Source organism: Pseudomonas sp. TE3728 (assembly GCF_056279145.1).
Genome location: NZ_JBWBQT010000001.1, coordinates 4976091 through 4997422 on the forward strand (window position 1 = coordinate 4976091; position 21332 = coordinate 4997422).

Annotated in this window: 8 protein-coding genes, 2 tRNA genes and 3 rRNA genes; 10 read left to right on the forward strand and 3 right to left on the reverse strand. The window is 57.1% G+C overall.

The genetic code is table 11. From position 1 onward, the window contains the following. Positions 1-554: 554 nt before the first annotated feature. The 3 genes from ACZ89R_RS21740 to ACZ89R_RS21750 form a co-directional block, all read right to left on the reverse strand. Positions 555-1136: an IMPACT family protein gene (locus ACZ89R_RS21740; RefSeq protein ID WP_429544621.1), complete on the reverse strand. Its 582-nt coding sequence runs from the start codon at positions 1134-1136 to the stop codon at positions 555-557. 7 nt (positions 1137-1143) lie between these two features. Next, positions 1144-1794 (reverse strand): TetR/AcrR family transcriptional regulator, encoded by a 651-nt coding sequence (locus ACZ89R_RS21745; protein WP_429375370.1) that lies wholly within the window; start codon positions 1792-1794, stop codon positions 1144-1146. A gap of 190 nt (positions 1795-1984) precedes the next feature. Then, positions 1985-2905 (reverse strand): LysR family transcriptional regulator, encoded by a 921-nt coding sequence (locus ACZ89R_RS21750; protein WP_007940170.1) that lies wholly within the window; start codon positions 2903-2905, stop codon positions 1985-1987. Between the two features lie 124 nt (positions 2906-3029). On the opposite strand from ACZ89R_RS21750, the gene aptA reads away from it, so the two are divergent. The 10 genes from aptA to recD all read left to right on the forward strand — a co-directional run bounded on the left by aptA (position 3030) and on the right by recD (position 21280). Next, positions 3030-4379: an omega-aminotransferase AptA gene (gene aptA / locus ACZ89R_RS21755; protein WP_007906809.1), complete on the forward strand. Its 1350-nt coding sequence runs from the start codon at positions 3030-3032 to the stop codon at positions 4377-4379. Positions 4380-4447: 68 nt separating this feature from the next. Continuing rightward, positions 4448-5941 carry a CoA-acylating methylmalonate-semialdehyde dehydrogenase gene (locus tag ACZ89R_RS21760; RefSeq protein ID WP_429544620.1) on the forward strand — a complete coding sequence of 498 codons (1494 nt, stop codon included), beginning with the start codon at positions 4448-4450 and terminating at the stop codon, positions 5939-5941. A gap of 636 nt (positions 5942-6577) precedes the next feature. Beyond that, positions 6578-8116: ribosomal RNA gene (locus tag ACZ89R_RS21765) — 16S ribosomal RNA — on the forward strand. Positions 8117-8280: 164 nt separating this feature from the next. Next, positions 8281-8357: transfer RNA gene (locus ACZ89R_RS21770), tRNA-Ile, on the forward strand. A 30-nt stretch (positions 8358-8387) separates the two neighbouring features. Then, positions 8388-8463, forward strand: a tRNA-Ala gene (locus ACZ89R_RS21775). Positions 8464-8698: 235 nt separating this feature from the next. Next, positions 8699-11590 (forward strand): 23S ribosomal RNA (locus tag ACZ89R_RS21780). Between the two features lie 174 nt (positions 11591-11764). Then, positions 11765-11880 (forward strand): 5S ribosomal RNA (rrf, locus tag ACZ89R_RS21785). Together the 16S, 23S and 5S rRNA genes with 2 tRNA genes alongside form the textbook arrangement of a ribosomal RNA operon. A gap of 156 nt (positions 11881-12036) precedes the next feature. Next, on the forward strand, positions 12037-15489 hold the full coding sequence (gene recC / locus ACZ89R_RS21790; protein WP_429544619.1) for an exodeoxyribonuclease V subunit gamma: 3453 nt from the start codon (positions 12037-12039) through the stop codon (positions 15487-15489). After that, a complete protein-coding gene (gene recB / locus ACZ89R_RS21795) occupies positions 15486-19175 on the forward strand; it encodes an exodeoxyribonuclease V subunit beta (RefSeq protein WP_429544618.1) in 3690 nt (1229 codons plus the stop codon). Before recC ends, recB begins: the two co-directional genes overlap by 4 nt. After that, positions 19172-21280, forward strand: coding sequence for an exodeoxyribonuclease V subunit alpha (gene recD / locus ACZ89R_RS21800; protein ID WP_429544617.1), 2109 nt, complete (start codon positions 19172-19174; stop codon positions 21278-21280). Before recB ends, recD begins: the two co-directional genes overlap by 4 nt. The last annotated feature ends 52 nt before the right edge of the window (positions 21281-21332 follow it).

The window sequence follows — 21332 nt, forward strand, 5'->3', positions numbered from 1 at the left end:
GCAAGGCCTTGCTGGTTTAGGGTTGTGGGCGGTGTCTCGCCTTATTCCAACTCCGAATCAGGCACCACTTGAGGGCACGTTCTTTGACCAGGCTCTGGTTTTGCGCGCTGTGAATTGATCAAAAAACGAGCAATACCCTGCAAGCTATGTCGGACAGGGGGCTGCGCCAGCCATGAACGGGTTATCCACAGGTTGTTCCACAGTATTTGTGCGCAAGCCGAGCGGAGGGGCATAAGCACTGAGGGGCTTTCTTCTAATGGCGATAAACCGCTCTAACTGTTTGTTTTTACGTGGAATAAATGTTGCTACTGGGGATTTGGATGAAAAATGAACAAAGCCCGCAAAGCCGCATGACAGAAGGGTTACAGCGCAATGTGCTCAGGTTATCCACAGCCGGGTGCACAGCAGATGTGGGCAAGTATTGAATGCAGGGCAAATCGGGACGCCCCAAAAGATCGCAGCCTTCGGCAGCTCCTACGGGATGCATTCATTGCGTAAGTACACGGTCGGCGTAGGAGCTGCCGAAGGCTGCGATCTTTTGATCTTTTGATCTTTTATCGCTGCAACAAAATACGCCCGCGACTCAAGTCCGCCAGCTGCATCTGCAAGGTCTCTATTTGCCCCTCGCCGATCGCCAATTGCAGTTCCACGCCATTGGCCGTGAAGATTTCCTCCACGACCAAACCGCCCAGTTCCGCCACCCGAAGTTTCACCAGCGCCAATTCACTAAATGCGCAGGCACAACTCACCGGCACCCGACTGATCAGCTCGACCTTTGGCGCCCCTTGCAGGCATTTGTTGGCACCGCCGCCATAGGCCCGGGCGAGGCCACCGGTGCCCAGTTGAATGCCGCCATACCAGCGGATCACCAACACCGCGACCTGATCGCAATCCTGCGCTTCGATCGCTGCCAGAATCGGTCGGCCAGCGGTGCCGCCGGGTTCGCCATCATCGTTGCTGCGATATTGATCGCCGAGTTTCCAGGCCCAGCAATTGTGCGAGGCGTTCAAATCACTGTGCTGCTCGATGAACGCTTGAGCATCCGCTGCGCTAGTGATTGGTCCGGCGAGGGTGATGAAGCGGCTTTTGCGAATCTCTTCGCGGTATTCGCAAAAGCCGCTGAGGGTAAAAGGCATAAGTGTCTTAGATAGCAGGCGTCAGGCCGCAGCCTTTGAGAATGATGCGGATCAGGTTGTTGCCGGCGTCTTCCATGTCTTGCTTGGTCAACTTGGTGCGCCCGGTGACACGGCAGATCTGCGTGGCAAAATCGGCGTAATGCTGGGTGCTGCCCCACAGCAGGAAGATCAGGTGCACCGGGTCGACCGGGTCCATTTTGCCGGCGTCGATCCACGCCTGAAACACTGCGGCCCGGCCCTGAAACCAGATGCGATAGTCCTGGTTGAAATGCGCGCTCAGGCATTCGCCGCCGCTGATGACCTCCATGGCGAAGACCCGCGAAGCTTGTGGCTGGCGCCGGGAGAATTCCATTTTTGCGCGAATGTATCGTGTCAATGCTTCTGCCGGATCATCCTCGACGGTCAGGGTATTGAAGGTGCTGTCCCAGAGTTCAAGGATGTTGCTCAGCACCGCCACATACAAACCGAGTTTGTTAGTGAAGTAGTAATGCAGGTTCGCTTTGGGCAACCCGGCCTTCTGCGCGATGGTGTTCATGCTAGTGCCTTTGAATCCGTGACGGGCGAATTCGTCTTCGGCGGCTTTGATGATGGTCTCTTCGTTCTTCTGACGAATGCGGCTGGCGGGTTTGCCGCCGTGGGCTGGGACTTCAAAGGTCATAGGCACTTCCGAACAGGTAAATGGGTGCAACCAGATGCGTTGATAGCGCACCCGCAGGTCGCAGACAAGTCCTGTTGCGATAAAACCTTGCCCTTGTAGGAGCGAAGCTTGCTCGCGAAGGCGGGGTGTCAGTCAGCATTAATGTTGAATGTTAAGTCGCCTTCGCGAGCAAGCTCGGCTCCTACAGTTTTCAGCGCGTTGCGGCCAGGCTCTCAAGGAAGCTTTCCAACACCAGATGCGGCCGACGGCCCTTGCGTGTGACCGATGCCAGACTCAGGTCATAAAAACGTGCCTTGGGTTTCAGCGCACGCAGTCGGCCCTGCTGCACCCAGAGGCTGGCGTAATGATCCGGCAGATAACCGATGTAGCGCCCGGTCAGAATCAGAAATGCCATGCCTTCGCGATCCGATGCGCTGGCGGTGCAGTTGAGCGCTTGATAGTGGGCCTGAATCTCGGCAGGCAAACGGAAGGTCGGAGCGATGGCGTCCTGGCTATTGAGACGCTCATCGTCCAGTTGTTTGTCGTCGACGTAGAACAACGGATGGCCGACCGCGCAATACAGCAGCGAGCGTTCGCTGTAGAGCGGCTGATATTCCAGCCCCGATAGCGCACTGGCCTGCGGCACCACGCCGACATGCAAGCGCCCGTCGAGCACGCCTTGTTCGACTTCATTGGGCGCGATCATGCGGATCTGGATCTGTACGTCCGGGCCGCGCTCCTTCAACTGCGCCAAGGCATGGGTGATGCGCATGTGGGGCAGGGTGACCAGGTTGTCGGTCAGGCCGATGGTCAACTCACCGCGCAAATGTTGGTGGAGGCCGTTGACCTCGGTGCGGAAACTTTCCAGCGCACTTAATAGCTGCAGCGCAGATTGGTAGACCTCGCGGCCTTCTTCGGTCAGGGAAAAACCGGCGCGACCGCGTTGGCACAGACGCAGGCCGAGGCGTTGCTCCAGATCGCTCATCTGCTGGCTGATCGCCGAGCGACCGATCCCCAGCACCGATTCTGCCGCGGAGAAGCCACCGCATTCCACGACGCTGCGAAAAATCCGCAACAGACGGATATCAAAGTCACTGACTTGCGCCAGTGGATCGGGGCGGCGGGTACTCATAGTTTAGTCCGGGCCTGACTGAAGGTTAGAAAAGTTGGATTTCACCGACTTTATCTCCGTGGCAATTTAGCTGCAAGAACGCTTTTCATCTCCACGCCGCTTATTGCCCTGCGAGGTTTTGCCCATGAACGTGCCTGAAAACGCCCCGACTTCCCTGGCCAGCCAGCTCAAGCTCGATGCTCACTGGATGCCCTACACCGCGAACCGCAATTTCCAGCGCGACCCGCGACTGATCGTGGCTGCCGAGGGCAGTTGGCTGACAGACGACAAGGGCCGCAAGGTCTACGATTCGCTCTCAGGCCTGTGGACCTGCGGCGCCGGACACACCCGCAAGGAAATCCAGGAAGCGGTGGCCAAGCAGTTGGGCACCCTCGATTACTCGCCGGGCTTTCAGTACGGTCACCCGCTGTCGTTTCAGTTGGCCGAGAAAATCACCGACCTGACCCCGGGTAATCTGAATCACGTGTTCTTCACCGACTCGGGTTCCGAGTGCGCAGACACGGCGGTGAAAATGGTGCGTGCTTACTGGCGCCTGAAAGGCCAGGCCACCAAGACCAAAATGATCGGTCGTGCTCGTGGTTATCACGGCGTGAACATCGCCGGCACCAGCCTCGGCGGCGTGAACGGCAACCGCAAACTGTTCGGTCAGGCGATGATGGACGTCGATCACCTGCCGCACACTTTGCTGGCGAGCAATGCTTTCACTCGTGGCATGCCGGAGCAGGGTGGTATCGCGCTGGCGGATGAATTGCTCAAGTTGATCGAGCTGCACGATGCCTCGAACATCGCAGCGGTATTCGTCGAGCCATTGGCTGGTTCCGCTGGCGTGCTGGTTCCGCCGCAGGGTTACCTCAAGCGTCTGCGCGAGATCTGCGATCAGCACAACATCCTGCTGGTGTTTGACGAAGTGATCACTGGTTTCGGCCGTACCGGTTCGATGTTCGGTGCCGACAGTTTTGGCGTGACGCCGGACCTGATGTGCATTGCCAAGCAAGTCACCAACGGCGCGATCCCGATGGGCGCGGTGATTGCCAGCTCCGAGATCTATCAGACCTTCATGAACCAGGCGACGCCGGAATACGCGGTGGAGTTCCCGCACGGCTATACCTATTCCGCGCACCCGGTGGCTTGTGCAGCCGGCCTGGCGGCACTCGACCTGCTGCAAAAGGAAAACCTGGTGCAGAGTGTGGCGGAAGTGGCGCCGCATTTCGAAAATGCGTTGCATGGTTTGAAGGGCTCGAAAAACGTCATCGACATTCGTAACTACGGGTTGGCCGGTGCCATCCAGATTGCGCCTCGCGACGGCGATGCCATCGTGCGTCCGTTCGAAGCCGGCATGGCCTTGTGGAAAGCCGGGTTCTACGTGCGCTTCGGCGGCGACACCCTGCAGTTCGGCCCAACCTTCAACAGCAAGCCGCAAGACCTCGATCGTCTGTTCGACGCGGTCGGCGAAGTGCTGAACAAAATCGACTGATTTTTCCCCTCTCTTTATATATAGGTGTCCTTTCGCGGGCGCCTGTGGACAACTTTCAGGAGCCCTGCATGAGCCTTATCCCGCATTTGATCAATGGCGAACTGGTGACCGAAGACGGTCGTACGGCCGACGTGTTCAACCCGTCCACCGGTCAGGCGATCCACAAACTGCCATTGGCCAGCCGTGAAACCATTCAAAAAGCCATCGACTCGGCCAAAGCTGCGTTCCCGGCCTGGCGTAACACTCCGCCGGCCAAGCGTGCTCAGGTGATGTTCCGCTTCAAGCAATTGCTGGAAAAGAACGAAGCTCGCATTGCACAACTGATCAGCGAAGAACATGGCAAGACCCTGGAAGATGCGGCCGGTGAATTGAAGCGCGGGATCGAGAACGTAGAGTTTGCCTGTGCTGCACCGGAAATTCTCAAGGGTGAGTACAGCCGCAATGTTGGGCCGAACATTGATGCCTGGTCGGATTTCCAGCCATTGGGCGTGGTGGCCGGTATTACTCCGTTCAACTTCCCGGCCATGGTGCCGCTTTGGATGTATCCGCTGGCGATCGTCTGCGGCAACTGCTTTATTCTGAAACCCTCCGAGCGTGATCCAAGTTCGACGCTGCTGATTGCTCAACTGCTGTTGGAAGCCGGCTTGCCGAAAGGCGTGCTGAGTGTGGTGCATGGCGACAAGGCTGCGGTGGATGCCTTGATTGAAGCGCCGGAAGTCAAAGCGCTGAGCTTTGTTGGTTCGACGCCGATTGCCGAATACATTTACGCCGAAGGCACCAAGCGCGGCAAACGCGTCCAGGCTTTGGGCGGGGCGAAGAACCATGCGGTATTGATGCCGGATGCGGATCTGGATAACGCCGTCAGCGCACTGATGGGCGCGGCGTACGGGTCGTGCGGTGAGCGCTGCATGGCGATCTCGGTTGCTGTATGCGTCGGCGATCAAGTGGCCGATGCGTTGGTGGCCAAACTGGTACCGCAGGTCAAAGCGTTAAAAATCGGTGCCGGTACGACCTGTGGCCTGGATATGGGGCCGCTGGTTTCCGGTCAGGCTCGCGATAAAGTCAGTGGCTATATAGAAGACGGTGTTTCAGCAGGGGCGACCTTGGTGGTGGATGGTCGTGGTCTGAGCGTGACCGGTCATGAGGAAGGTTTCTTCCTGGGCGGCTGCCTGTTCGATAACGTCACGCCAGAGATGCGTATCTATAAAGAAGAGATCTTCGGCCCGGTACTGTGCGTCGTTCGGGTCAACAGCCTGGAAGAGGCGATGCAACTGATCAACGATCACGAGTATGGCAACGGCACCTGTATCTTCACGCGTGATGGGGAAGCGGCGCGGTTGTTCTGCGATGAGATTGAAGTGGGCATGGTCGGCGTCAACGTGCCTTTGCCGGTGCCTGTGGCTTATCACAGCTTTGGCGGTTGGAAGCGTTCGCTGTTTGGCGATCTGCATGCGTATGGTCCGGATGGCGTGCGTTTCTACACTCGTCGCAAGGCTATTACCCAGCGCTGGCCGCAACGGGCGAGCCATGAGGCTTCGCAATTCGCATTCCCTAGTTTGTAAGTAGAAGGGAAGAAGGCCGGCCCCTTGGGGTCGGCCTTCGTGTTTTCGGGGCTTTTTGCCTTATATGACAGAATTGTGAAATCAGGGGTTGACGGCAGATTCTGGAAGTCTATAATTCGCCCCACTTCCGGCGCAGTCGAAACGGAAAACTCCTTGGTAAACAAAGAGTTACGCAGTTTTCGGCAGCGGTTACGCTTCAGTTCATCGAAGCCAGAAGGAGTTGGTGAGGCAGTGTGTTTTCGCCTTATTGACGGTTCAATCTTCTCGGTCGAAAGCGGAGAAAAAGAGGTGTTGACAGCAGCGAGTAACGCTGTAGAATTCGCCTCCCGCTAACGAGAGATCGGAAGCGCAAGTGGTTGAAGTTGTTGAAGATTCCCAAGCGAAACTTTGAAAACTTCTGAAAATAACCGCTTGACAGTAACAGAGGCTGCTGTAGAATGCGCGCCTCGGTTGAGACGAAAGATCTTAACCAACCGCTCTTTAACAACTGAATCAAGCAATTCGTGTGGGTGCTTGTGGGGTCAGACTGATAGTCAACAAGATTATCAGCGTCACAAGTTACTCCGCGAGAAATCAAAGATGTAACCAACGATTGCTGAGCCAAGTTTAGGGTTTCTTAAAAACCCAAAGATGTTTGAACTGAAGAGTTTGATCATGGCTCAGATTGAACGCTGGCGGCAGGCCTAACACATGCAAGTCGAGCGGCAGCACGGGTACTTGTACCTGGTGGCGAGCGGCGGACGGGTGAGTAATGCCTAGGAATCTGCCTGGTAGTGGGGGATAACGCTCGGAAACGGACGCTAATACCGCATACGTCCTACGGGAGAAAGCAGGGGACCTTCGGGCCTTGCGCTATCAGATGAGCCTAGGTCGGATTAGCTAGTTGGTGAGGTAATGGCTCACCAAGGCGACGATCCGTAACTGGTCTGAGAGGATGATCAGTCACACTGGAACTGAGACACGGTCCAGACTCCTACGGGAGGCAGCAGTGGGGAATATTGGACAATGGGCGAAAGCCTGATCCAGCCATGCCGCGTGTGTGAAGAAGGTCTTCGGATTGTAAAGCACTTTAAGTTGGGAGGAAGGGCAGTTACCTAATACGTATCTGTTTTGACGTTACCGACAGAATAAGCACCGGCTAACTCTGTGCCAGCAGCCGCGGTAATACAGAGGGTGCAAGCGTTAATCGGAATTACTGGGCGTAAAGCGCGCGTAGGTGGTTCGTTAAGTTGGATGTGAAAGCCCCGGGCTCAACCTGGGAACTGCATTCAAAACTGACGAGCTAGAGTATGGTAGAGGGTGGTGGAATTTCCTGTGTAGCGGTGAAATGCGTAGATATAGGAAGGAACACCAGTGGCGAAGGCGACCACCTGGACTGATACTGACACTGAGGTGCGAAAGCGTGGGGAGCAAACAGGATTAGATACCCTGGTAGTCCACGCCGTAAACGATGTCAACTAGCCGTTGGGAGCCTTGAGCTCTTAGTGGCGCAGCTAACGCATTAAGTTGACCGCCTGGGGAGTACGGCCGCAAGGTTAAAACTCAAATGAATTGACGGGGGCCCGCACAAGCGGTGGAGCATGTGGTTTAATTCGAAGCAACGCGAAGAACCTTACCAGGCCTTGACATCCAATGAACTTTCCAGAGATGGATTGGTGCCTTCGGGAACATTGAGACAGGTGCTGCATGGCTGTCGTCAGCTCGTGTCGTGAGATGTTGGGTTAAGTCCCGTAACGAGCGCAACCCTTGTCCTTAGTTACCAGCACGTGATGGTGGGCACTCTAAGGAGACTGCCGGTGACAAACCGGAGGAAGGTGGGGATGACGTCAAGTCATCATGGCCCTTACGGCCTGGGCTACACACGTGCTACAATGGTCGGTACAGAGGGTTGCCAAGCCGCGAGGTGGAGCTAATCCCAGAAAACCGATCGTAGTCCGGATCGCAGTCTGCAACTCGACTGCGTGAAGTCGGAATCGCTAGTAATCGCGAATCAGAATGTCGCGGTGAATACGTTCCCGGGCCTTGTACACACCGCCCGTCACACCATGGGAGTGGGTTGCACCAGAAGTAGCTAGTCTAACCTTCGGGAGGACGGTTACCACGGTGTGATTCATGACTGGGGTGAAGTCGTAACAAGGTAGCCGTAGGGGAACCTGCGGCTGGATCACCTCCTTAATCGACGACATCAGCTGCTCCATAAGTTCCCACACGAATTGCTTGATTCATTGAAGAAGACGATAAAGAAGCAGCCTGTATCAGGTTGTAGCTGAGTTGGTTAGAGCGCACCCCATGCTTCGTGGTTAAGAGCAGGGTGAGGTCGGCCTTAGTAGCTCGAAATTGGGTCTGTAGCTCAGTTGGTTAGAGCGCACCCCTGATAAGGGTGAGGTCGGCAGTTCGAATCTGCCCAGACCCACCAATTTTGTGTGGGAAACGCCTGTAGAAATACGGGGCCATAGCTCAGCTGGGAGAGCGCCTGCCTTGCACGCAGGAGGTCAACGGTTCGATCCCGTTTGGCTCCACCACTACTGCTTCTGTTTGTTGAAAGCTTAGAAATGAGCATTCCATCGTGACGATGGTGAATGTTGATTTCTAGTCTTTGGCTAGATCGTTCTTTAAAAATTTGGGTATGTGATAGAAAGATAGACTGATGGCCACTTTCACTGGTGGTGATCAGGCTAAGGTAAAATTTGTGAGTTTAATCGCGAATTTTCGGCGAATGTCGTCTTCACAGTATAACCAGATTGCTTGGGGTTATATGGTCAAGTGAAGAAGCGCATACGGTGGATGCCTTGGCAGTCAGAGGCGATGAAAGACGTGGTAGCCTGCGAAAAGCTTCGGGGAGTCGGCAAACAGACTTTGATCCGGAGATGTCTGAATGGGGGAACCCACCTAACATAAGTTAGGTATCTTAAGCTGAATACATAGGCTTAAGAAGCGAACCAGGGGAACTGAAACATCTAAGTACCCTGAGGAAAAGAAATCAACCGAGATTCCCTTAGTAGTGGCGAGCGAACGGGGACTAGCCCTTAAGTGGCTTTGAGATTAGCGGAACGCTCTGGAAAGTGCGGCCATAGTGGGTGATAGCCCTGTACGCGAAAATCTCTTGGTCATGAAATCGAGTAGGACGGAGCACGAGAAACTTTGTCTGAATATGGGGGGACCATCCTCCAAGGCTAAATACTACTGACTGACCGATAGTGAACTAGTACCGTGAGGGAAAGGCGAAAAGAACCCCGGAGAGGGGAGTGAAATAGATCCTGAAACCGTATGCGTACAAGCAGTGGGAGCCCACTTTGTTGGGTGACTGCGTACCTTTTGTATAATGGGTCAGCGACTTATTTTCAGTGGCGAGCTTAACCGAATAGGGGAGGCGTAGCGAAAGCGAGTCTTAATAGGGCGTCTAGTCGCTGGGAATAGACCCGAAACCGGGCGATCTATCCATGGGCAGGTTGAAGGTTGGGTAACACTAACTGGAGGACCGAACCGACTACCGTTGAAAAGTTAGCGGATGACCTGTGGATCGGAGTGAAAGGCTAATCAAGCTCGGAGATAGCTGGTTCTCCTCGAAAGCTATTTAGGTAGCGCCTCATGTATCACTGTAGGGGGTAGAGCACTGTTTCGGCTAGGGGGTCATCCCGACTTACCAAACCGATGCAAACTCCGAATACCTACAAGTGCCGAGCATGGGAGACACACGGCGGGTGCTAACGTCCGTCGTGAAAAGGGAAACAACCCAGACCGTCAGCTAAGGTCCCAAAGTTATGGTTAAGTGGGAAACGATGTGGGAAGGCTTAGACAGCTAGGAGGTTGGCTTAGAAGCAGCCACCCTTTAAAGAAAGCGTAATAGCTCACTAGTCGAGTCGGCCTGCGCGGAAGATGTAACGGGGCTCAAACCATACACCGAAGCTACGGGTATCACTTAGGTGATGCGGTAGAGGAGCGTTCTGTAAGCCTGTGAAGGTGAGTTGAGAAGCTTGCTGGAGGTATCAGAAGTGCGAATGCTGACATGAGTAACGACAATGGGTGTGAAAAACACCCACGCCGAAAGACCAAGGTTTCCTGCGCAACGTTAATCGACGCAGGGTTAGTCGGTCCCTAAGGCGAGGCTGAAAAGCGTAGTCGATGGAAAACAGGTTAATATTCCTGTACTTCTGGTTATTGCGATGGAGGGACGGAGAAGGCTAGGCCAGCTTGGCGTTGGTTGTCCAAGTTTAAGGTGGTAGGCTGGAATCTTAGGTAAATCCGGGATTCTAAGGCCGAGAGCTGATGACGAGTGTTCTTTTAGAACACGAAGTGGTTGATGCCATGCTTCCAAGAAAAGCTTCTAAGCTTCAGGTAACCAGGAACCGTACCCCAAACCGACACAGGTGGTTGGGTAGAGAATACCAAGGCGCTTGAGAGAACTCGGGTGAAGGAACTAGGCAAAATGGCACCGTAACTTCGGGAGAAGGTGCGCCGGTGAGGGTGAAGCATTTACTGCGTAAGCCCACGCCGGTCGAAGATACCAGGCCGCTGCGACTGTTTATTAAAAACACAGCACTCTGCAAACACGAAAGTGGACGTATAGGGTGTGACGCCTGCCCGGTGCCGGAAGGTTAATTGATGGGGTTAGCTAACGCGAAGCTCTTGATCGAAGCCCCGGTAAACGGCGGCCGTAACTATAACGGTCCTAAGGTAGCGAAATTCCTTGTCGGGTAAGTTCCGACCTGCACGAATGGCGTAACGATGGCGGCGCTGTCTCCACCCGAGACTCAGTGAAATTGAAATCGCTGTGAAGATGCAGTGTATCCGCGGCTAGACGGAAAGACCCCGTGAACCTTTACTATAGCTTTGCACTGGACTTTGAATTTGCTTGTGTAGGATAGGTGGGAGGCTTTGAAGCGTGGACGCCAGTTCGCGTGGAGCCAACCTTGAAATACCACCCTGGCAACTTTGAGGTTCTAACTCAGGTCCGTTATCCGGATCGAGGACAGTGTATGGTGGGTAGTTTGACTGGGGCGGTCTCCTCCTAAAGAGTAACGGAGGAGTACGAAGGTGCGCTCAGACCGGTCGGAAATCGGTCGTAGAGTATAAAGGCAAAAGCGCGCTTGACTGCGAGACAGACACGTCGAGCAGGTACGAAAGTAGGTCTTAGTGATCCGGTGGTTCTGTATGGAAGGGCCATCGCTCAACGGATAAAAGGTACTCCGGGGATAACAGGCTGATACCGCCCAAGAGTTCATATCGACGGCGGTGTTTGGCACCTCGATGTCGGCTCATCACATCCTGGGGCTGAAGCCGGTCCCAAGGGTATGGCTGTTCGCCATTTAAAGTGGTACGCGAGCTGGGTTTAGAACGTCGTGAGACAGTTCGGTCCCTATCTGCCGTGGACGTTTGAGATTTGAGAGGGGCTGCTCCTAGTACGAGAGGACCGGAGTGGACGAACCTCTGGTGTTCCGGTTGTCACGCCAGTGGCATTGCCGGGTAGCTATGTTCGGAATAGATAACCGCTGAAAGCATCTAAGCGGGAAACTAGCCTCAAGATGAGATCTCACTGGGACCTTGAGTCCCCTGAAGGGCCGTCGAAGACTACGACGTTGATAGGTTGGGTGTGTAAGCGCTGTGAGGCGTTGAGCTAACCAATACTAATTGCCCGTGAGGCTTGACCATATAACACCCAAGCAATTTGCAGGCTTCGAGCTGAAAAGGCGAGAGAGCACCAGATTGCGGTGTGTGAAGACGAACCGAACCGAAAGTTCGTGACACTCACAAAACACCCAACTATCGCATACCCATTCGCTGGAGCGTGAACCCGCAAGGGCCCACGACTTGGCTACCGAATTTCTTGACGACCATAGAGCATTGGAACCACCTGATCCCATCCCGAACTCAGCAGTGAAACGATGCATCGCCGATGGTAGTGTGGGGTTTCCCCATGTGAGAGTAGGTCATCGTCAAGATTAAATTCCGAAACCCCTATCTGCGTATGCAGGTAGGGGTTTTGTTTTGTCCGCAGGAAAGTTCGTACAGCATTATCGGACCGCTCCCGGCTGTCACAGTCTGATGACAGTGCTAAGGTTCGGCCCTAGCTTTTGTATTTTCCCAAGGAAGCCTTTATGCCGGACGCTACGTCCCTCAGTGCTGGTTTTATGGTGGTTCACGGCAACCGCCTGGATGAGTTACGCAGCCTGGTGGTCAGCTGGATGCGGCGTTACCCGCTGGCTCCCTTGGAAAATGAAATCGCCCTGGTACAGAGCAACGGCATCGCCCAATGGCTGAAGCTGGCACTGGCCGAAGACCCCGAAGATGACGACACGGGCGGCTGCGGAATCGCCGCTGCCATCGACGTGCAACTACCGGGCAGCTTCATGTGGCAGCTCTATCGCATGGTGCTGGGACGTGACGAAATCCCGGTCAAATCCCTGCTCGATAAAGCCCCGCTGACCTGGCGTCTGATGCGTCTGTTGCCACAGTTGATCAACCAACCGCACTTCGAACCTCTGCAGCGCTTTCTTACCCATGACGCCGACTTACGTAAACGCTATCAATTGGCGGAGCGACTGGCGGATCTGTTCGACCAATATCAGGTCTACCGTGCCGATTGGCTCGAAGACTGGGCAGAAGGTCGTCATCAGTTACGAAATGGGAGAGGCGAAGCCAAAGCCTTGACCTCGGCCAACTGTTGGCAGGCGGAGCTGTGGCGTGCGCTGTTGCTGGATGTCGGTGAACAAGGCATGGCGCAAAGCCGCGCAGGCGTCCACCAACGCTTTATCGAGCGCATCAATAGCCTCGACGTAGCGCCGAGTGGATTGCCTTCGCGGGTGATCGTTTTCGGGATTTCTTCACTGCCTGCTCAGGCCCTGGAAGCACTTGCCGGGCTTGCTCGATTCAGCCAGGTCTTGCTGTGCGTACACAACCCATGTCGTCACCATTGGGCAGACATCGTCGCTGATAAAGATCTGTTGCGACATCAGTACAAGCGCCAGGCTCGCAAGAGCGGCATGCCGGTCGTGCTCGACGCGCAAACGCTCCATCAGCATGCCCATCCGCTACTGGCCGCGTGGGGCAAGCAGGGGCGGGACTACATTAATCTGCTCGACAGCTACGACGATCCCAATAGCTATCGCTCGGCGTTTCGCGACGGGCGCATCGATCTTTTCAGCGAAAGCCAGCCACAGAACATGCTCAATCAGTTGCAGGACGACATCCTGGAGTTGCGTCCCCTGAACGAGACTCGCGAGCGTTGGCCTGCTGTCGATCTGAAAAAGGACGAATCGATCCGTTTTCACATCGCCCATAGCGCTCAACGCGAAGTGGAGATACTCCATGATCAGTTGCTCGCACGATTCAGTGCTGACCCAGACCTAAGGCCTCGCGACGTAATCGTGATGGTCCCGGACATCGACAGTTATGCCCCGCACATCCGTGCTGTCTTTGGTCAGCTTGATCGCTTTGATCCGCGCTTCATTCCTTTCACACTTGCGGATCAAGGCCAGCGAGGCCGGGATCCGCTACTAATTGCTGTCGAACACCTGCTCAAACTTCCCGACAGTCGTTTCCCTGTCAGCGAGATCCTGGATCTGCTCGACGTTCCCGCATTACGCGCCCGGTTTGGCGTAGAGGAACGAGATCTGCCGACCCTGCATCGCTGGATCGAAGGTGCAGGCATTCGCTGGGGGATGAACGCCGAGCAGCGCGCGGGCCTGGGTCTGCCTGAGGAACTGGAGCAAAACAGCTGGCGTTTCGGTTTGCGACGGATGTTGCTGGGTTATGCCGTGGGCAGCGCCAGTGCCTGCGAGGGGATCGAGCCCTACGACGAAATTGGTGGTCTGGATGCCGCGCTCATAGGCCCTTTGGTGGCGTTGTTGGATACATTGGAAGTTGCTCACCAGGAGCTCACTCAACCTGCAGCGCCCAAACAATGGGGCTCGCGGTTGCAAGCTTTGGTGCAGTTATTCTTCCTGGCCAGCAACGAGCATGACGACTATTTGTTGGCCCAACTCGAAGAGCTGCGTGAGACCTGGCTTGAGACCTGCGAGTCCGTAGGTTTGCACGACGAACTACCGTTGACCGTAGTCCGTGAAGCCTGGCTGGCGGGTCTCGACCAAGGTCGCCTGTCTCAGCGCTTCCTTGCCGGGGCCGTTAATTTCTGTACCTTGATGCCCATGCGAGCTATCCCCTTCAAACTGGTCTGTCTGCTTGGCATGAATGACGGCGATTACCCTCGCGCGCAGCCGCCGCTGGATTTCGACCTGATGGGCAGTGACTATCGCCCCGGTGATCGCTCCCGACGTGAAGATGATCGCTATCTATTGCTGGAAGCATTGTTGTCGGCACGCGACCAACTCTATATCAGTTGGGTCGGCCGCAGTATTCGGGACAACAGCGAGCGCCCTGCTTCGGTGTTGATAGGGCAGTTGCGTGATCATCTCGGCAGCGGCTGGCGACTGCACGATGATAATGATGACCTGCTTGAGTCCATGACTCAGGAACACCCGCTGCAACCTTTCAGCGCTCGCTACTTTCATGAAGGCGATGATCTATTCAGCTACGCCAGCGAGTGGCAGGTTCTACATCAAGCCAGTGATCTGGCGACTGATATCGAAGTGCTTGAACCCTACGTCCAGGACGAGCCGCTGAGCCTGGGTCAGCTGCAGGATTTTCTGCGCAACCCTGTACGACATTTCTTCAGCCACCGGCTCAAAGTGTTCTTCGAGGCTGCAGAAGTGCCTTTGGCTGATGAAGAGCCATTTGTACTCGACGCGCTGCAACGCTATAGCCTCAGCGACAGCTTGCTTGAAGCGGCACTGGGGCAACTGGACCAAACCGATCAGGTACTGGAGGCGCAGGCAAAACGCCTGCAAAACAGCGGGCTCTTGCCCATGGCCGGTTTTGGTGAATGTCTTCAGCGAGAGTTGATCGAGCCGCTGCCGGATCTGCTGCTGCGCTATCAGCAACTTCTGGCGTTATGGCCGACCCCGCTCACCAGCGCGTTGCCGGTGAGTCTGGAACTACAAGGATTGCGTCTGGAAGGCTGGCTCAGTGGCCTGCATCAACGCGCAGATGGCGGGTTGTTGTCGGTGACTACGATTCCCAACAGCATCGGTTCGATCAAGGCCCGCAAATGGCATCGCCTGATGCGACCTTGGGTCAATCACCTGGTTGCCTGTGCCAGCGGCATGCCGATGACCACCGCGCTGGTGGCCAGCGACGACAGTTTGCTGCTCGGTCCGATGGAGGAGGCCGCAGCATCCCGGGTTCTGGGCGACCTGTTGTTGGCTTGGCAAACGGGCATGCGCCAGCCGCTGCCGATTGCAGTAAAAACAGCGTTCGCCTGGCTCGCTCAAACCGACCCGGCCAAAGCTGACGCCGCTGCCCGCAAGACTTATGAAGGCGACGACCAGACCACTGACGGCGAGCGCCGCGAAAGCCCGGCACTCGCTCGGCAATTCGCCGACTACGATGCTCTGATTGCCGATGAAACCTTCCCCGATTGGTGCGACGCTTTGTATCGGCCTCTGCTTGAAGCCCCTTGGCGTTCATTGACCAGCGAGGAGGCGCGCGCATGACCACGAAAACACCGCTGGCCCTGGCATTCCCGCTTCGTGGCAGCCAGCTGATTGAGGCCAGCGCCGGGACCGGCAAGACCTTCACTATTTCTGCGCTGTACTTGCGTCTGGTCCTTGGCCACGGCGGCGAATCAAGTGGTTTTGGCCGTGAGTTGCTGCCGCCGCAAATCCTCGTGGTGACCTTCACCGATGCCGCGACCAAAGAGCTGCGCGAACGTATTCGCACACGGCTGGCCGAAGCCGCACGGTTTTTCCGCGATGAGACACCGGCACCGGATAGCCTCATTGCCGAGTTGCGCGAGCAGTACCTCCCCGAACAGTGGTCCGGCTGTGCAAACCGCCTGGACATCGCCGCCCAGTGGATGGATGAAGCGGCGGTATCGACCATCCACAGTTGGTGCCAGCGCATGTTGCGCGAACATGCGTTCGACAGTGGCAGCCTGTTCACCCAGACCCTGGAAACCGATCATAGTGATTTGCTCGGCGAAGTCTTGCGCGACTACTGGCGACTGTTCTGTTATCCAATGCAAGGCGATGCACTGAACTGGGTTCGCGGCAATTGGGGTGGCCCGGCGGCGTTGCTGCCGCGAGTGCGTGGGTTGTTTGCCAGTGAGCGTGACAGCGTTGAAGGTAAAGAGCCTGCCGAGTTAATTGCCGAGTGCCTGCAGGAGCGACGGGCTGCTTTACTCGAACTCAAGATGCCCTGGCGCCAATGGGCGGATGAGTTGCTTGCCATCTGTCACCAGGGTGTCGCAAGCAAGAGCGTCGATGGCCGCAAGATGCAGCCGCGCTACTTCGAACCCTGGTTCGAAAAGCTCCGGGCCTGGGCCGAAGATGAATCTCTCGAGCAACTGGACATTGGCACCGGCTTCACTCGCCTGACCCCCGATGGCATGGCTGAAGCCTGGAAGGGTGAAGCTCCCCGTCATCCCGGTCTCGATGCAATGCCCGGTCTCAAGACCAGTCTCGATAGTTTGCCGACCCCCGATGCCGCCGTGCTGCAACACGCCGCTCACTGGGTGGGTGCACGGTTCGAGGAGGAAAAGCGTCGCCGCGCGGAAATGGGCTTCGATGACATGCTGCTGCGCCTCGATGCGGCTTTGCAGTCTGACGGCGGTGAGCGCCTGGCCACACTGATCCGCGAGCAGTTCCCGGTCGCGTTGATCGACGAATTCCAGGACACCGACCCGGTGCAGTATCGAATCTTCGAGAGCATTTATCGCATCGAAGACAACAATCCCGAAACCGGTCTGTTTCTGATCGGTGACCCGAAGCAGGCGATCTATGCCTTCCGCGGAGCCGACATCTATACCTACCTGCGTGCCCGCCAGGCCACCACTGGCCGCCTGCATACCCTGGGCACCAACTTCCGTTCCAGTCATGGCATGGTCAGTGCGGTAAACCATGTGTTCGAGCGCGCCGAATCTCGTGGGCAGGGACGCGGAGCATTCCTGTTCCGTGAGAAAAGTGGCGAGAACCCGGTCCCGTTCCTGCCCGTCGAATCCCAGGGGCGCAAAGAAGTCCTGCAGATTGATGGTCAGGTTGTACCGGCCCTGAACATCTGGCACCTGTCCGCCGATCAGCCACTGTCTGGCGCGGTGTATCGGCAACAATTGGCCGCCGCCTGCGCCAGTGAAATCACCGCGCTGCTCAATGGCGGTCAGCAAGGCTGTACTGGCTTCATCCAGGACGGTAAGAACTTCAAAGGTCTACTGCCATCGGATATCGCAATTCTGGTGCGCGACGGCAAAGAGGCCCAGGCCGTGCGTGGCGAACTTTCTGCCCGCGGCGTGCGCAGTGTTTACCTGTCAGACAAGGACTCCGTGTTCGCCGCGCAGGAAGCCCATGACCTGCTGACCTGGCTCAAGGCGTGTGCCGAGCCGGATGTCGAGCGTCCCCTCCGCGCCGCGCTGGCCTGCATCACACTGAACCTTTCGCTGGCTGAACTGGAACGGCTGAATCAGGACGAACTGGCGTGGGAAGCGCGGGTCATGCAGTTCCGCGGTTATCGCGAGCTCTGGCGCAAACAGGGTGTGCTGCCAATGCTGCGACGTTTGCTGCACGACTTCCAACTGCCCCAGGCGTTGATCGCGCGCAACGATGGCGAGCGGGTGCTGACCAACTTGCTGCACCTGTCCGAGCTGCTACAGCAGGCCGCCGCCGAGCTTGATGGCGAGCAAGCGCTGATCCGGCATTTGGCCGAACATCTGGCATTGTCCGGTCAGGCTGGCGAAGAACAGATCCTGCGCCTGGAAAGCGACGAGCAACTGGTCAAGGTCGTGACCATTCACAAATCCAAAGGGCTTGAATATCCGTTGGTGTTTCTGCCATTCATCTGCTCGGCAAAACCGGTGGATGGCAGCCGTTTGCCGTTGTATTACCACGACGCGATGGGCAACGCTCAAGTGAGCTTGAAGCCGACGCCGGAGTTGATCGTCCAAGCCGATGATGAACGCTTGGCCGAGGATCTTCGCCTGCTCTATGTCGCCCTGACCCGGGCACAACATGCCTGCTGGCTCGGTGTGACTGACCTCAAGCGAGGCAATAACAATGGCTCGACGCTGCACCTTTCAGCGTTGGGTTACCTGTTGGGCGGTGGTGCGCCATTGGCCGAGTCGGCAGGGTTGCGGCGTTGGCTGGAAGATTTGCAGCAGAACTGCCCGGCGCTGAACTACGGTGAAATGCCTGAAGCGAGCGCCGAGCATTACCATCCGCCGCGCAATGAAGCGACCTTGCTTACGCCGCTGATACCCAAACGCAAGGCCAGCGAAAACTGGTGGATCGCCTCCTACAGCGCCCTGCGCATTGGTGACAGTCTTAGCGTGGGCAGTGACGAAGCGCCGGAGAGCCCGCAAGCACAAAAGCTTTTTGACGACGAACGTCTCGATCCGCAAGCGCCGCGAGAAGTGATTGCCGGCGGCGCTGATATCCATCGATTCCCTCGCGGGCCAAACCCCGGCACTTTTCTCCATGGATTGCTCGAGTGGGCCGGTGACGAAGGTTTTGCCGCTGCACCACAAACGGTGGAAGACGCCATCGCCCGCCGCTGCAATCGCCGTGGCTGGGAAGGCTGGATCACGACATTGAGTGACTGGCTACAGCACTTGCTCAAATCCCCGCTGCACATTGGCGGCGGGCAGGCACCGGTGGTGTTCGAGCAACTGACCCAGTATCGGGTCGAAATGGAGTTCTGGTTCGCCAGCCACAAAGTCGATGTGCTCAAGCTCGATGAACTGGTGCGCCAATACACCCACAACGGCGTGGCCAGGGTGGCCGCCGAACCGGTGCTGCTCAATGGCATGTTCAAAGGCTTCATCGACCTGACGTTCGAGCACGACGGTCGTTATTACGTCGCCGACTACAAATCCAACTGGCTGGGCGTCGATGACGCGGCCTATACCGAGCAGGCCATGGAGCAGTCGATTCTGGACAACCGTTACGACCTGCAATATGTGTTGTACCTGCTCGCCTTGCATCGCCAGCTCAAGGCGCGGCTGGTCGATTACGATTACGATCGGCATGTCGGTGGGGCGTTGTATCTGTTCCTTCGCGGTACTCGCGCGACCAGCCAGGGCGTGTATTTCGCCCGTCCGCCAAGGGAACTGATCGAGCGTCTGGACCGGTTGTTCCAGGGTAAGCCAGAGCCCAAGGCCGAACCCGCCTGGGAACAGGGAGTACTGCTATGAGTCGCACCTTCGCCGATTTGCTGCCCACGCCGTTGGCGGCCGAAAGTCTGGCGGACCTGGCCCCGCTGAGTCGCGCAGATGACTTGTTGCTGCTGCTCACGCGCTGGGTCGAACGCGGTTGGCTACGGGCGCTGGACAAGGCCTTCGTGGCCTTTCTCCACGAACTCGCCCCCGACGATGATCCGCTGGTGCTGCTGGCCGCCGCGTTGACCAGTCACCAGTTGGGCCACGGCCACGTTTGCCTGGATCTGTTCGAAACGCTGAAAGAGCCGGACTTCGCTCTGTCGCTGCCGCCGGAAGGTGATCTGCAAAGTGGCGCGATGTTGCTGCCGTCGCAATTGCTTGAGGCGCTGGAGGGGGCTCATTGGTGCAAGGTGCTGGCGTCCAGCCGCTTGGTGGCTCTGGCCGTCGACGGGCGCGAGGCCGCGCAGCATCGGCCGTTGGTGCTGTCGGGTAAACGCTTGTACCTGCGCCGCTACTGGGCTTACGAGCGGCGCATTGATAACGCCCTGCGTCAGCGGCTGGCGGCACACGAAACAACACCGAATGATTTGCCCCAACGCCTGACCGGCCTGTTCGGCCCTGCCAGGCCTGATGAAGTGATCGACTGGCAGAAGCTTGCTTGCGCCCTGGCTACCCGTAGCGCATTCAGCATCGTCACCGGCGGCCCGGGGACCGGCAAGACCACTACGGTCGTGCGCTTGCTCGCATTGCTACAAGCGCCCGCGGTGGAAGCCGGCAAACCACTGCGCATTCGTCTCGCGGCACCCACTGGCAAAGCTGCCGCACGATTGACCGAATCCATCAGCCAACAGGTTCAAACCCTGGAAGTTGCTGAAACGGTGCGGGAGAAGATCCCGTCGGATGTGACCACCGTGCACCGTTTGCTCGGCAGTCGTCCCGGCACCCGGCATTTCCGGCACCACGCTGGCAATCGCTTGCCGCTGGATGTATTAGTGGTGGACGAAGCCTCGATGATCGACCTGGAAATGATGGCCAATTTGCTCGACGCATTGCCGGCCCATGCTCGTCTGGTGCTGCTCGGTGACAAGGATCAACTGGCGTCGGTAGAGGCCGGTGCCGTCTTGGGCGATCTGTGCCGCGATGCCGAAGCTGGTTGGTACAGCCCGCAGACATGCCAGTGGCTGGAGTCAGTCAGCGGGGAAAACCTTGGTGCAAGCGACTTGCACGAAGACATCAACGGAGTGCATCCCCTGGCTCAGCAAGTCGTGATGTTGCGTCACTCACGGCGCTTCGGCGAGGGCAGCGGCATCGGTCAGTTGGCCCGTTGGGTCAACCGGCAGCAACCCGAGGAAGCCCGCAAGTTACTGGCGGCTGGAAGCCATAGTGACGTATTTTCCCTGCCCCTCAAGGGTGAGCAGGACCGGGCGCTGGAGCGTTTACTGCTCGAAGGCCATGGCGAGGGACCGCAAGGTTATCGGCATTACCTGAATCTTTTGCGTAGCCAGCGGCCGCCGCTCGACAGCCCGCTGGACGATCCACGCTGGACCCATTGGGCTCGTGTGGTCCTGCAAGCTTTCGACGCCTTCCAGCTATTGTGCGCGGTACGCAAAGGGCCTTGGGGTGTGGAAGGCTTGAATCAGCGAGTGACCGACGCGCTGCTCAAGGCTCGGCTGATCGACAGCGACCACCAATGGTACGAAGGTCGGCCCGTGCTGATGACCCGCAACGACTATGGCCTGGGTTTGATGAACGGCGACATTGGCATTGCCCTCAAGCTGCCGGAACGTGAAGGCCCCGATGCTGGACGGCAAGTGCTGCGTGTGGCCTTCCCGCGCAACGATGGTCAAGGCGGTGTGCGCTTTGTCCTGCCAAGTCGGCTCAACGATGTCGACACCGTGTACGCCATGACCGTACACAAATCCCAGGGCTCGGAATTTGCCCATACGGCGCTGATTCTGCCGGATGCCCTGAACCCTGTGCTCACCAAGGAACTGATCTATACCGGCATAACCCGGGCCAAACACTGGTTCACCCTGATTGAGCCTCGTGCCGGCGTATTCGAAGAGGCCGTGCGGCGTAAGGTCAAGCGCTTGAGCGGGCTGATGCTGGAGCTGGAAGAGGGGATCGAGCCGGGTCACTGAAAAGGGGGAGCAGACGACGGAATCTGTCCGAGGTGCCGTGGTGCGTGGCCTC

Bases quoted from the DNA above. Each gene is read 5' to 3' on its own strand.
- ACZ89R_RS21740 (WP_429544621.1), bottom strand. From the start codon at position 1,136: ATGCCTTTTACCCTCAGCGGCTTTTGCGAATACCGCGAAGAGATTCGC.
- ACZ89R_RS21745 (WP_429375370.1), bottom strand. From the start codon at position 1,794: ATGACCTTTGAAGTCCCAGCCCACGGCGGCAAACCCGCCAGCCGCATT.
- ACZ89R_RS21750 (WP_007940170.1), bottom strand. From the start codon at position 2,905: ATGAGTACCCGCCGCCCCGATCCACTGGCGCAAGTCAGTGACTTTGAT.
- aptA (WP_007906809.1), top strand. From the start codon at position 3,030: ATGAACGTGCCTGAAAACGCCCCGACTTCCCTGGCCAGCCAGCTCAAG.
- ACZ89R_RS21760 (WP_429544620.1), top strand. From the start codon at position 4,448: ATGAGCCTTATCCCGCATTTGATCAATGGCGAACTGGTGACCGAAGAC.
- recC (WP_429544619.1), top strand. From the start codon at position 12,037: ATGCCGGACGCTACGTCCCTCAGTGCTGGTTTTATGGTGGTTCACGGC.
- recB (WP_429544618.1), top strand. From the start codon at position 15,486: ATGACCACGAAAACACCGCTGGCCCTGGCATTCCCGCTTCGTGGCAGC.
- recD (WP_429544617.1), top strand. From the start codon at position 19,172: ATGAGTCGCACCTTCGCCGATTTGCTGCCCACGCCGTTGGCGGCCGAA.